The organism is Marinobacter halotolerans, assembly GCF_008795985.1.
Classification (GTDB): Bacteria; Pseudomonadota; Gammaproteobacteria; order Pseudomonadales; family Oleiphilaceae; genus Marinobacter; species Marinobacter halotolerans.
Genome location: NZ_VMHP01000001.1, coordinates 1,678,415 through 1,690,840, shown reverse-complemented (window position 1 = coordinate 1,690,840; position 12,426 = coordinate 1,678,415). Strand labels below are relative to the sequence as shown.

At 60.6% G+C, this 12,426-nt stretch carries 11 protein-coding genes; 8 read left to right on the top strand and 3 right to left on the bottom strand.

All coding sequences use genetic code 11. From position 1 onward, the window contains the following. The first annotated feature begins 19 nt into the window (after positions 1-19). Together FPL19_RS07850 and FPL19_RS07845 are read left to right on the top strand one after the other, a co-directional pair. On the top strand, positions 20-415 hold the full coding sequence (locus FPL19_RS07850; protein ID WP_150911893.1) for an ectoine synthase: 396 nt from the start codon (positions 20-22) through the stop codon (positions 413-415). Positions 416-427: 12 nt separating this feature from the next. Then, a complete protein-coding gene (locus FPL19_RS07845) occupies positions 428-1,633 on the top strand; it encodes an MFS transporter (RefSeq protein ID WP_150911892.1) in 1,206 nt (401 codons plus the stop codon). A gap of 107 nt (positions 1,634-1,740) precedes the next feature. Here FPL19_RS07845 and FPL19_RS07840 read toward each other — a convergent pair whose 3' ends face one another. Next, positions 1,741-2,916: a type III PLP-dependent enzyme gene (locus FPL19_RS07840; protein WP_150911891.1), complete on the bottom strand. Its 1,176-nt coding sequence runs from the start codon at positions 2,914-2,916 to the stop codon at positions 1,741-1,743. A 229-nt stretch (positions 2,917-3,145) separates the two neighbouring features. On the opposite strand from FPL19_RS07840, the gene FPL19_RS07835 reads away from it, so the two are divergent. Genes FPL19_RS07835 through FPL19_RS07810 form a run of 6 tightly spaced genes read left to right on the top strand, consistent with a single transcriptional unit; the run spans position 3,146 to position 8,778 of the window. After that, entirely contained in the window at positions 3,146-4,462 is a 1,317-nt protein-coding gene (locus FPL19_RS07835; protein ID WP_150911890.1) for a flavin-containing monooxygenase, read from the top strand. 6 nt (positions 4,463-4,468) lie between these two features. After that, a complete protein-coding gene (locus tag FPL19_RS07830) occupies positions 4,469-5,356 on the top strand; it encodes a bile acid:sodium symporter family protein (protein ID WP_150911889.1) in 888 nt (295 codons plus the stop codon). A gap of 19 nt (positions 5,357-5,375) precedes the next feature. Continuing rightward, entirely contained in the window at positions 5,376-6,317 is a 942-nt protein-coding gene (locus FPL19_RS07825) for an SDR family oxidoreductase (RefSeq protein ID WP_150911888.1), read from the top strand. After that, a complete protein-coding gene (locus tag FPL19_RS07820) occupies positions 6,317-7,102 on the top strand; it encodes an SDR family oxidoreductase (RefSeq protein ID WP_150911887.1) in 786 nt (261 codons plus the stop codon). Before FPL19_RS07825 ends, FPL19_RS07820 begins: the two co-directional genes overlap by 1 nt. Continuing rightward, positions 7,099-7,836, top strand: coding sequence for a sulfite exporter TauE/SafE family protein (locus FPL19_RS07815; protein WP_150911886.1), 738 nt, complete (start codon positions 7,099-7,101; stop codon positions 7,834-7,836). Before FPL19_RS07820 ends, FPL19_RS07815 begins: the two co-directional genes overlap by 4 nt. A 48-nt stretch (positions 7,837-7,884) precedes the next feature. Continuing rightward, positions 7,885-8,778 (top strand): translation initiation factor eIF-2B, encoded by an 894-nt coding sequence (locus FPL19_RS07810; RefSeq protein ID WP_150911885.1) that lies wholly within the window; start codon positions 7,885-7,887, stop codon positions 8,776-8,778. Here the strand turns inward: FPL19_RS07810 and hrpB are convergent. Together hrpB and FPL19_RS07800 are read right to left on the bottom strand one after the other, a co-directional pair. Beyond that, positions 8,732-11,224 carry an ATP-dependent helicase HrpB gene (gene hrpB / locus FPL19_RS07805; protein WP_150911884.1) on the bottom strand — a complete coding sequence of 831 codons (2,493 nt, stop codon included), beginning with the start codon at positions 11,222-11,224 and terminating at the stop codon, positions 8,732-8,734. The two genes, FPL19_RS07810 and hrpB, sit on opposite strands and share 47 nt — an antisense overlap. After that, on the bottom strand, positions 11,221-12,426 hold the full coding sequence (locus FPL19_RS07800; RefSeq protein WP_150911883.1) for a YbfB/YjiJ family MFS transporter: 1,206 nt from the start codon (positions 12,424-12,426) through the stop codon (positions 11,221-11,223). Before FPL19_RS07800 ends, hrpB begins: the two co-directional genes overlap by 4 nt.

Below are 12,426 nucleotides of genomic sequence, written 5' to 3'. Positions count from 1 at the left end.
CACAAAACGAGGAAAGCATATGAAAATCGTACGAGTTGAGGACATCATCGGAACCGAGCGGGAAGTAACCGGGCCGGGCTGGACCAGCCGCCGTATGCTGCTCAAGAAAGACGGCATGGGTTTCTCTTTCCATGAAACCATCATTCCGGCCGGAGCCGAGCTCAACCTGTGGTACAAGAACCACCTGGAAGCCGTCTACTGCGTGGCTGGTAATGGCAGCATCCTGGACAAGGCAACCGGTGAAACCCACCAGATTTCCGACGGAACCCTCTACGCCCTGGACAAGAACGACCCGCACACACTCCGCGGCGGCACCGAGGACATGCGCCTGATCTGTGCCTTCAACCCGCCCGTGACCGGTCGTGAAGTTCACGACAAAGACGGTGCCTATGTTCTGGACACGGGTGACGTTTAAGCTTCGGGCATAGTGGGCGAGTATTCCACTCCCACCTCACCGCCACCGGCAGGCAAACTGCTTCCGGTGGCGGTTCTGCTTTGGCTGGCCGGAATCTATCTACGCATTCCGGTTCTGGTCGCGCCACCGCTGGCCCCCTTCATCAGTGACGAACTGGGACTGTCCCAAGCGCTGACCGGGGCCCTGACCACCCTGCCGATTCTGATGCTGGCCATCGGCTCCATGCCCGGCTCCCTGGCCATCTCGCGAATCGGCCCGAGAAACAGCCTGGCGCTGGCCATGGTCATCATGATGATCGGTTCTGCCGGTCGTGGCCTGGCACCAGATACCCTCACGCTGATGATTGCCAGCGCAGTCATGGGTTTTGGCGTTGCCATGATGCAGCCTTCCCTGCCGGCACTGCTGCCCCGTTGGCTGGAATCGAGACATCTGGCTATTGGTTCTGCCATCTACATGAACGGCATGCTGATGGGAGAATTCATCGGTGCGGGTATCACTTTGCCGGTACTGATGCCCCTGATGGACAACAGCTGGCGCGCCACCATGCTGGCCTGGTCACTACCGGCTCTGCTGGTTGCCGCCGCACTCTTCCTGCCCAGGCGGGATATGGGCCGCCCAGTGGAAAAGCCCGCCTGGCTGCCAGACTGGAAAAACCCCCTGACGCTAAGGCTGGGTCTGCTTCTGGGACTGTCAGGGTCGCTGTTCTTTGGCCTGAATGCCTACATGGGCAACCTGTTGGAACAACAGGGCAACTTTGACCTGCTGGCAGACGCTCTCTTCTGCTACAACCTGGCCCAGGTGGCGGCTTCACTGGTCATGCTGAAAATGGCGAAAAGCTGGGTAGGCGAAAAAGGGCCGATCATCGTGATGGCCAGCTGCAGCATCCTGGGCACTATCGGTGCGGTACTGCTGACCGGCTGGTGGTCCATCGCGAGCGCGACCGTCATGAGTTTCACCGCCGGCATCCTGCTGATCCTGCTGGTGGCTCTGCCACCGGTGCTGGTCAAATCCGGGGAAACCGGCCGGCTGTCCGCCGGTAACTTCCTGGTGGGGTACACACTGGCCTTCTCGATCCCGATGATCGGCGGCCTGCTGGCAGACTGGGGCAATGACGCCCGCTATGCCGTGATGTTCATCATCGCCTACTGTGTGCTGGTTCTTCCCTTAACCTTCACCCTGAACCTGAAACAGCACAGGGAAACCCCACCAACAGCCTGATCGCCGTGGGGTGGGGACTCTGTTTTCCGCCAGAAATGGGTGTCTGAGCGAAGCGAGTTCCATTTCCAAGGAAAACAGAGTCCCCACCTCGCGGCAGCCCCGCAGGGTCAGATGTAATAGTCCTTCAACGGAGGAAAGCCGTTGAACTCGATGGCGCTATAAGTAGTCGTATAAGCACCTGTGGACAACCAGTACATACGGTCACCGATCGCCAGGTTCAGCGGCAGCGGGTATTTGTGGTGCTCGTACATGATATCCGCGCTGTCGCAGGTGGGGCCGGCAATCACGCAGTCTTCGCCTTCGCCGACCTTTTCCGTCCAGATCGGAAACTTGATGGACTCGTCAAGAGTTTCGATCAGGCCGCCAAACTTGCCAACATCCGTAAACACCCAGCGGTGCAGGGCAGTGCGGGATTTTCTGGAAATCAGCACCACTTCACTCACCAGCACGCCCGCGTTGGAGATCAGCGAACGGCCAGGCTCAATAATGATTTCCGGCAGTGTGTCGCCAAAATCTTCGTGCAGAAAACGGGAGATTTCCTCTGCGTAGGTTTTCAGATCGTTGGTGCGGGTGATGTAGTTGGCCGGGAAGCCACCGCCCATGTTGATCATTTTCAGTTCAATGCCGTCTTCTTCTTTCAGGCGTTCGAAAATCACCTTCACCTTGCCAAGGGCAGCATCCCAGGCGCCGATTTCGCGCTGCTGTGAGCCCACGTGGAAAGACACACCGTAAGGCACCAGGCCCAGATCGCGGGCCAGGATCAGCAGGTCCATGGCCATGTCGGTCTGGCAGCCGAACTTGCGGGACAGGGGCCAGTCGGCGGTCAGGGTACCTTCCGTCAGGATGCGGACGTAAACTTTCGAGCCCGGTGCGGCCTTGGCGATGTTGCGCAGATCGGCCTCGGAGTCGGTGGCAAAAAGCCGGACACCGCGTTCGAAAAACGTGCGTACATCACGGGCTTTCTTGATGGTGTTGCCGAAGCTGATACGCTCGCCGGTCACACCCAGCGCCATCACCTTGTCCAGCTCATACACCGATGCAATATCGAAGTTGGCCCCCTTGTCTCGCAGCATGGTCAGGATCTGCGGGGCAGGGTTGGCTTTTACCGCGTAGTACACGCTCGCATAGGGGAAGCCTTCCAGAAGCTCATTGTACTGGTGCTCCACTGTGGCCGTATCAATCACCACAAAGGGTGTTTCCTTGCCATCGGCAAAGTCCTTGATGCGCTTGAAGGTTTCGGCAGTGTAGTAGTCGGCGATATTGGCGTTGGCGACTTCGGTCATGGGTGGTGTGTCCCTCCACAGGGCAAACAGACATAAAAAAGGTGCGACAGCAACGCTGCAGCACCCGTGGTGTTGCGCGATCATCGGGCTTTTTCCCGGGCCCGGATATGAGCATATCTACCCATAAAAGACAGCCGGCCACAAGGCATCTTTTTTGGTCCTGCCGTGCGAAACCGGGTAAAAAAAGCCTAAGATACGGCACTACAACAACAAAACCGGGAAATCCGCTATGTACGCAATCATCGGCGCAGGCCCCATGGGCCTTGCCTGCGCCCGCAATCTCCAGAAACAGGGCATTGCCTTTACCGGCTTCGAGCTTCACAGCGATGTGGGTGGGCTGTGGGACATCGACAACCCCCACAGCACCATGTATGAGACCGCCCACCTGATCTCATCCAAGCGGATGACGGAGTTCGCCGAATTTCCCATGGCAGACTCGGTGGCCCCCTATCCCAGCCACCAGGAACTGAAAACCTATTTCCGGAATTTCGTGGATCATTTCGGCCTTCGCGAACACTACGAGTTCGACACCCGTGTGATCAGGGTTGAGCCGGTTGGCGAGGAAGGAGAGCAGTGGCAGATCACTACCGAACATAACGGCGAACAAAAGATCCGAACCTTCGACGGGGTGATGATCGCCAATGGCACCCTGCATACTCCCAACAAGCCGGCCCTGCCCGGTAACTTCGAGGGCGAGCTGATGCATTCTGCGGACTACCGCAGCCCGGAGGTATTCCGCACCAAACGGGTGCTGATCATCGGGTGCGGCAACTCCGGCGCCGATATTGCCGTTGATGCGGTGCACCATGCCCACTCGGTGGATATGAGCCTGCGCCGGGGCTATTACTTTCTGCCCAAATTCCTCAAGGGCAGGCCGATCGATACCCTCGGCGGCAAGCTCAAACTGCCGCGACCGATCAAGCAGCGGCTGGATGCGCTGCTGATCCGCACGGTGATGGGCAAACCGTCCGACTACGGCCTGCCGGACCCGGACTACCGGATGTATGAATCCCACCCGGTGATCAACTCGCTGATTCTCCATCACCTGGGCCATGGCGACATTCAGCCCCGGCGCAGCATCGAACGGGTAGAGGGTAAAACGGTTCACTTCAGCGATGGCGAAAGCGTCGAGTACGATCTGATCCTGACGGCCACAGGCTATCTGCTGGATTACCCATTCATCGACAGAAAGCACCTGAACTGGCCGGAACAGGGTGACGCCCCACGCCTGTACCTGAACATGCTGCATCCCTATTACGACAACCTTTTCCTGATGGGCATGGTGGAAGCCACCGGCCTGGGGTGGGAGGGTCGCAACCAGCAGGCAAGGCTGGCGGCTCTGTACATTCGCAAGCAGCAGGACGGCGCCGCTGGCGCAGGGCGGATCCAGCAGAAAAAGCGGGAACACGCGGGGGAAAGGCTGGATGGGGGCTACAACTACATCAAGCTGGCCCGCATGGCCTACTATGTGAACAAGGATGCCTACCTCGACGCCCTCGCCGAGGACATTGCCGAACTCGAATCCGATTCGGTCGACATAGGGTAAAACCGCATGACCGTGCAGTTTGATCCCGCCAGCCTGGTGCTGTTGAACGTCATCATGGCGTTCATGATGTTTGGTGTGTCCCTCAATCTGAAACCGGACGATTTCCGGCGAGTGCTGGCCATTCCCAGAGCGCCCGTGGCCGGGCTGCTCGCCCAGTTTCTGTTGTTACCGGCGGTAACCTGCCTGTTCACTGCGGTTTTCCGGATCGACCCACAACTGGCCCTGGGTATGATTCTGGTGGCCTCCTGCCCGGGCGGCAGCTTCTCCAACATCATGACCTGGCTGGGCAAGGGCAGCGTGGCAGTCTCCGTCAGCATGACGGCGGTATCCAGCCTGGCCGCCACGGTGATGACGCCGCTGAACTTTGCCTTTTACGGCTGGCTCAATCCCCACACCCGGGCTTACCTGCAGGACATTGCCCTGCCGCCGGAAAACCTACTGATGCTGGTATTACTGGTGCTGGCACTGCCCCTGCTGCTGGGTATGATGACCGGTGGCCGTTTTCCGACACTAGCCCAGCGCAGCGAGAAACCCCTGCGAGTGATCTCGCTGCTGGTCTTTCTGGCGTTTGTGGCAATCGCGTTTCTCAACAACGTCGATCTGTTCCTGACCGAATTCCACACTTTCTTCTGGCTGGTGGTTGGCCACAACCTGATGGCCCTGGCGCTGGGGTTTGGCATGGCAAGGCTGATGCGCCTATCAGTGCCGGACCAGCGCGCCGTGACCATGGAAGTGGGCATCCAGAATTCCGGCCTGGGACTGGTAATCCTGTTTACCTTTTTTCCCGACGCCGGTGGCATGATGCTGATTACCGCTTTCTGGGGGGTCTGGCATCTGGTATCCGGCCTGACGCTATCCCAGATCTGGGCCCGGCGCCCGATTCCCGAACTGTAACAACAATAAGGCTGACGTCATGACCTTCGAAAAACGCATCCTTATCACCGGCGCCGCCGGTTACATCGGCCATCAGTTGGGCAACAGACTGGCGACCGACTACTTCGTCATTGGCACCGACATTCAGCACCGCGACGGGCTGCAATTCCCGCTGGAAGTGCTGGATATCCGTGACCACAAACTGGTGATCACCCTTGCAGAGTACCGCATCACCCATGTGATCCACCTGGCTTCCGTCCTTCAGGCCTCGGCAGAACGCGAGCGCGACCACGACATTGATGTAAACGGCACCCGCAATGTCATTGAAGCCTGCCTGGCCGCCAAGGTGAAGCATTTGACCGTCACCAGTTCGGGCGCCGCCTATGGCTACCATCCCGACAATCCAGCGTGGATCGATGAAGATGACCCTTTGAGAGGCAATCCTGAGTTTGCCTATTCCGACCACAAACGCCAGGTGGAGGAGCTACTGGGCAAACACCGGGAAAACCATCGGCAACTGCAACAACTGGTTTTCCGACCCGGCACCGTACTTGGGGCGGATACTCGCAACCAGATTACGGGCCTGTTTCTGGCGCCCAGACTTCTGGCCATCCGGGGCAGCGAATCGCCGTTCGTGTTCATCTGGGACCAGGACGTGCTGAACGCCATGGAGCAGGGCATCCGGGAGGACAAGACAGGCTGCTACAACATGGCCGGCGATGGCGCGCTGACGATTCGGGACATTGCGAAGCGACTCGGTAAACCGGTCATCACTCTGCCGGCCAGCGTGGTGAGAGCGGGCCTGCAAATCGCCAAATGGCTTGGCAAACCGGTGGGCCCGGAGCAGGTCAATTTCCTGCGCTATCGCCCGGTCCTCAGCAATCGCCGCCTGAAGGAGGAGTTTGGCTACCGGTTGCAGAAAACCTCGGCCGAAACCTTCGACTTCTTTATCGAACAGGCCCGCCTGAAAGGAGACCTGTAATGGTCACACTTATTACCGGCGCCGCCAGCGGCCTTGGCTGGGCCATGGCGCAACACTGGTTTAGAGCCGGTCATTCCCTGGTACTGGCAGACATCAACGTCGAGGCGCTGACAAACCGAAGGGCCGAGTTGGGAAACGACAAACGGGTACACGTCACCAAGGTAGATGTGACCCAGACCGCTGATCTGGAGCGCCTGATCGCGGAAACCGAACAGGCCTTCGGGCAGCTCGATCTGCTGGTGAACAACGCCGGCATTACCCACCGCTCACCCGCTGCCACGACCAGTCCGGACGTTTTCCGCAAGGTTATGGCCGTGGACTTTCAGGGGCCGGTGGAGCTGACCCAGTTAGCCCTGCCGCTTTTGGAAAAATCCCATGGCAGCATTATCTGTATCGGTTCCATGGCAGGCTGGATGCCGGTGCCCGGGCGGGCGGGGTATTGCGCCGCCAAAAGCGCCCTGACCCAGTTCTTTGAGGTGCTGAGGTTCGAGCTGGAGCCCAAAGGCATCCATCTGCTGATGGTCTACCCCAGTTTTCTCGACACGCCGATAGAACAGAATGCCCTGGGGGCGGACGGCAGCAAAGCCAGCCACGCCCGCTCAACGGTGGGCAGTATGGCCAGCGCCGCTGATATGGCGGCAATGATCGGCCTTGCGCTGACCGGCCGCAAACCCTGGCTGCTGCCGGAACCCCTGTCACGCTTCGGCAGCCTGCTATGGCGTATTGCGCCGCGCCTGTACCTGCGGGCCGTACGGAAGAAATTCGCGGGAGATATCCCGGCATGATCGACCCCTGGCTCTGGCTCGGCTTCGCCATTCTGCTGGCCTTTACCATCGAAACCATTACCGGGTTTGGCTCCATTGTCATTGCCCTGTCGCTTGGGGCGTTAATGTTGCCCATTCCCCAGTTGCTTCCCGTCCTGGTACCGCTAAGTGTCGTGATGAGCAGTTATCTCACCTGGAAAAACCGCCAGCACATTGACTGGCCTATTCTGACCAGACTGATACTGCCGCTGATGCTGGCCGGAACCATCACCGGCTATTTCCTGATGCCCTGGCTGGGCGACAGCGGGCTGGAAATACTGCTGGGCTGCCTGATTGTCTGGTTTGCCGGAAAAGAGCTGTGGCGGTTGTTTGGCGGCCATGTCGCCGCTCCCCATGGGCTGAAAACCAGCCGGGGCATCATACTTGCCGCTGGCGTTACCCAGGGACTTTTTGCTTCCGGCGGGCCGTTACTGGTCTACGCTCTTGCCGGCATCCAGTTGGACAAGAGCCGGACCCGCGCCACCCTGGTCAGCGTATGGCTGACTCTGAACGTCACACTCACGCTGCTGTACCTGTTCGATGGACGCCTGATTGCCACTGCTGACAGGATCGCCTGGTACCTGCCGATGCTGGTGATGGGCGTGGTGGTGGGCGATTTTCTACACCATCGCCTGGATGAAGGTTACTTCCGTCGTGCCGTTTACGGAGTGTTGCTGGTCACCGGCATCCTGCTGGTGTTCCGGGCCATTCTGTAAGGTTCCAACGCCGGGATAGCGCCGCATCTGCTAGGCTGGGTCTGGTGAATGGGTATTCCGAGGTATTCCGTGAACTGGCAACCACAGACCCGCGAGCAACTGATTCAGACCATCCGCAACGACCAGACCTCCGGCGCCGCGCAGCTGGCCGAGCTGGCGTTACAGGGTTTGCAGGCATGGCTGGCCCAGGAAGCGGTATCCGCCGGCGAGCTGAACGAGGTTCTGGACGACCTGAAGCATTCTCGGCCCAGCATGGTGGCACTGGCCAACGCTCTGGATCGCTGCCAGGACCAGTTCGAACAGTTTCCCGACCCGGATAATGTCTCAGCGGCGGCTTCAGACACCGTGGCCCGTGTGCTCGATCAGTTAACACGGGCCGGCCAGGAGGTGGCAAAACACGCGGCCGAACTGGTTTCCGACGGAGCGGTGATTCTGACCCACAGCCGCAGTTCGCAGATCCTTCAGTTCATCCAACAGCTGTCGCAACAGAGTCGCCGGTTTTCAGTAATCTGTACCCAAAGCAGCCCCGGCAACGAGGGCTTCACGCTGGCCGAAGAGCTGGATCAGCTTGCTATAGAAGTGACCGTGATTACAGACGCACAGCTGGGTCTTTTTGTGCCCGAAGCCAGTCTGGCGGTCGTCGGCTGTGATACCTGGCTTACCGACAATCACTTCGTGAACAAAAGTGGCACCTATTTGCTGGCGCTCGCGGCCCGCGAGCATAATCTGCCGGTCTGGGTACTTGCTGACTCCTTCAAACAAGGGGCTCAGTCCCATCGGACCGTCGGGCTTGAAGAGATGGCGGTGGACGAGATCGGCGCGCCAGACGGGGCTCACATTCACCCCCGGAATATCTACTTTGAATGCGTGCCTAGTCGCCTTGTCACCGGGCGGGTCAGTGAGAAGGGCGCCTCTTGGTTCCCTGCTGAGCCTGCGCCGTGAACGGGTCCTCCGGCCAGGGATGCTTCGGGTACCGACCCCGCAGTTCTTTTCGAACCTGCACATAGCCGTTCCGCCAGAAACTGGCCAGATCGGCCGTGACCGCGAGTGGGCGCTGGGCTGGGGATAGAAGATGAATCACCACCGGCACCCGACCGCCGGCAACCTTAGGCGTGTCCTGCCAGCCGAACAGGGCCTGGAGTTTAGCCGCCAGCACCGGGCCATTGTCCGCGGTGTAGTCAAGAGCCACCGACTGTCCGGTGGGAATGGTTATCCGCTCCGGTGCCTGGCTGGCAAGGGCCTGCTGCTGGTTGTAGTCCAGCAGGCTGTTCAGGGCCGGCAGCAGGTCCAGTGCCTGTACCTCCCGCCAACGAGTCAATCCCGCCAGAAAGGGCGCAAACCAGGATTCCAGCCCCGCGAGCAGGGCCGAATCCGAGACAACCGGCCAGTCTGACGGCGCCTGGGCTCGCAACAGACCAACCCGGGCCTGCCACTGGCGAGCTTGCGGCGACCAGGACAGGCTCTCCAGGCCTTTCTGTCGCACGGCCGTCAGCAGGCCCTGACGGATCAGCTCCGGGTCCGGGGCGGGCAACACGCTTTCGCTGAGGACCAGCTGGCCGATGCGCTTCACCCGTCGCGCCACCACCGTACCGCGATGATCGTCCCAGAACGCTTCTTCCTGTTCGGTGATATGGCCGGAAAGATCATCATCGAACCTTGCCGGGTCCACCGGGGCCGCCAGATAGATACCGGCCTCCCGGGCCTGGCCGTCCAGTTCCGCCGCCACCAGCCACTCATGGCTGGCGAGGTACTCGCCGTCTGCCAGTGTCGCGCCCTTGCCATTGCTGAGCTGGTACCGCCGGCTGCCGGGTTTTCGACGCCGGGCAATCCGGTCGGGGTACGACAAGGCCAGCAGCCGACCAATATCCTCGCCGGAAGGTAGATTATCCGGGGGCGGCCGTTGACCGACCAGTTTGCGGATCTGCTTTTTCAGCGGCCCCGCGCGCTCACCCGTCCGCCCCTCGCGCAGGGCCCGGATTCGTTCCTGCATATCGGCGCCGGCATGGCGGCCGAGAATGTCCCGATCTTCCAGTAAAACGGCCAGCTCCGCCGCCAGGTACTCCTGGCCCAGAGTTCTGGCGATCAGCAGCATGTGAGCCAGGCGCGGGTGCAATCCCAGATTGCGCGCCGCTGTGCCGTGAGCCGTAATCCCGCCTTCGTCGTCCAGCAGCTCCAGCCATTGCAGCAACGCCCGGGCCTGGTTCCAGTGGGCCACGGGCGGCGGGTCGATCCAGTCCAGCTGGTCGGGGCTGCGGGCGCCCCACTGGGCCAACTCCAGCACCAGCGGCGCAAGATCGGCCTGTTGTATCTCCGGTGGGGTAAAGTCCGCCAGGGAGAACTGTGTGGATTCGCTCCAGAGTCGATAACAGACGCCGGGCTCCAAACGCCCGGCCCGGCCTTTTCGCTGCTCGGCGGACGCTTTCGATACCGCCCTGGTTTCTAACCGGGTCATACCGCTGTTGGGATCGAACACGGCGCGGCGCTGCTGGCCCGCGTCAATCACCACCCTTATGCCTTCAATGGTCAGACTGGATTCGGCTATGGCCGTAGCCAATACAACCTTGCGCTGACCCTCGGGAGCCTGTGCGATGGCCAGATCCTGCTCCCGGTGGCCCAGGTTGCCGAAAAGCGGAGCAATAACCACGTCACCGTTCCTGCCTGCGCCGAGGGCCTCCCGCAACTGACGTTCGGCCCACCGGATCTCCCCGGCACCGGGCAGAAACACCAGTAAAGACCCGGTTTCCTCATCCAGGGCCTCCAGAATCACCTGGCACAGATGATCGGTCAGGCGTGCCCGCACCGGCAAAGGCCGGTAGCGTTCTTCAACCGTAAAAGCACGACCTTCCACCGTCAGCACGGGTGCATCGCCGAGCAGCTGGGCAATCGGCGCGGTGTCCAGGGTCGCGGACATTACGACCACCCGCAGATCCTCCCGCAGTGCCTGTTTTGATTCACGGACCAGCGCCAGGCCCAGGTCCGCCTGCAAGGAACGTTCGTGAAACTCGTCAAAGATTACCGCGGCGTAGTCTTCCAGGGCCGGATCGGACTGTATCATCCGGGTCAGAATGCCCTCGGTGACCACTTCGATGACCGTGCTGGCTGAAACCTGGCTATCCAGCCGGGTTCGATATCCGACCGTCCCACCCGCTTTTTCGCCACGTTGTCCCGCCATGAAGCGAGCCGCCGCCCGGGCGGCCAGGCGACGCGGCTCAAGCATGAGAATTTTCCGCTTTTGGCGCCAGGGTGCATCCATTAACGCCAGTGGCACCCGGGTGGTCTTACCGGCGCCCGGGGAGGCCTGCAGCAGTACGGTGGTGTGTGATTGCAGGGTGTAAATCAGGTCCGGAAGGATTTGATCGACGGGAAGCTCGAGCTGATCCGGGGTCATGTTGAGTGCCAGTCTGCGGGCCTGGGCACAAAAAACGCAAACAGTAGCCCGAAAGCCAACGCAGCCACGCCAATACCGAAGGCGGTGGTCAGCGAACCGCCACCATCCAGCCACTGCTTGGTGAGCCAGGGCCCGGCCATCTGGGTGAAGCCGTAGACTGAGACCATCGCCGCGGATAGACGAGGACCCTGATGAGGATGCAAGGCCCGGCCAATGCGTTGGGTGAGCATCACCGTACCCACAAACGTGCTGCCCACCAGCATTGCACACAGGCCCATACCCAGGGCCCCCGGCAGAACCACAGCCGCCAGAACTCCGGCAAGCTGGATCAGAAAGTTCAGGCGCAGGGCGCGTATATCCCCGAGGCGACTGCCAAGAAAATTCCAGAGCGAAGGCGAGAGGATGGTGGCCATCGCGGCGACAAACCAGGCGCCATCCAGAAGCCAGTGTTCGTCAGGTAGTTGCTGTCGCGCCAGCAGCGGGAGAAAAGTCATTGGCAGGATGTAGCCCAACCCGGCACCGGCGTAGGAAAGAAACAGCGGCACACTGGCCCGGTCAAACAGGGGCGAACGGGTGTGTGCGGAACGGCCGCCGCTGTCGTCGTGCATAGCCAGCTTCAGCCTGAGCAGGCGTGTGGTGGCCCACCAGGCGAGAGGAATAGAAAATATCACGGCGGGCCACCAACGCTCGCCGCCCTCAAGCCATCCGGCGCTGAAGCTTACCAGCCCGCTGGACAGGAGCAGACCGAGCCCCACCCCGATATAGAGATGCCCACTGAGAGTGGCGCGGTTACGCAGCACCAGCCACTCCAGAATTAGCGCCGGCGCCTGGACGAAGACAATCCCGTTGGCAATGCCGTTCAGCAGACGGGCGCCAGAAATGGCCGTCAGGTTATCGGTCTGGGTCATGGCCAGGGTGGTCAGCAAATGGACCAACAGCGAGGCCGGTAGCAACCTGCGGATATGGTCAATGGTATGAAAGCGGATCGCCAGTAGGGCGCCAAGCAGGTAGCCCAGGTAGTTCCAGGTCGCAATGGCAGCGCCCTGACCGGCTGTTAGCACGCCATCGTCCACCAGATAAGGCAACAGGGGTGTATAGATAAAGCGGCCAAGGCCGTGGGTCACCAGTAACAGTGTGGCGCCGGCGGCCAGTACCGTGAACAGATCAATCGGTCTTGGTGAAGACGGGCTAGTGACAGCCAC

Excerpts from the sequence above, each read along its gene's own strand:
- FPL19_RS07810 (WP_150911885.1), top strand. The coding sequence starts at position 7,885 with ATGGGTATTCCGAGGTATTCCGTGAACTGGCAACCACAGACCCGCGAG.
- FPL19_RS07815 (WP_150911886.1), top strand. The coding sequence starts at position 7,099 with ATGATCGACCCCTGGCTCTGGCTCGGCTTCGCCATTCTGCTGGCCTTT.
- FPL19_RS07850 (WP_150911893.1), top strand. The coding sequence starts at position 20 with ATGAAAATCGTACGAGTTGAGGACATCATCGGAACCGAGCGGGAAGTA.
- FPL19_RS07825 (WP_150911888.1), top strand. The coding sequence starts at position 5,376 with ATGACCTTCGAAAAACGCATCCTTATCACCGGCGCCGCCGGTTACATC.
- FPL19_RS07840 (WP_150911891.1), bottom strand. The coding sequence starts at position 2,916 with ATGACCGAAGTCGCCAACGCCAATATCGCCGACTACTACACTGCCGAA.
- FPL19_RS07835 (WP_150911890.1), top strand. The coding sequence starts at position 3,146 with ATGTACGCAATCATCGGCGCAGGCCCCATGGGCCTTGCCTGCGCCCGC.
- FPL19_RS07820 (WP_150911887.1), top strand. The coding sequence starts at position 6,317 with ATGGTCACACTTATTACCGGCGCCGCCAGCGGCCTTGGCTGGGCCATG.
- FPL19_RS07830 (WP_150911889.1), top strand. The coding sequence starts at position 4,469 with ATGACCGTGCAGTTTGATCCCGCCAGCCTGGTGCTGTTGAACGTCATC.
- hrpB (WP_150911884.1), bottom strand. The coding sequence starts at position 11,224 with ATGACCCCGGATCAGCTCGAGCTTCCCGTCGATCAAATCCTTCCGGAC.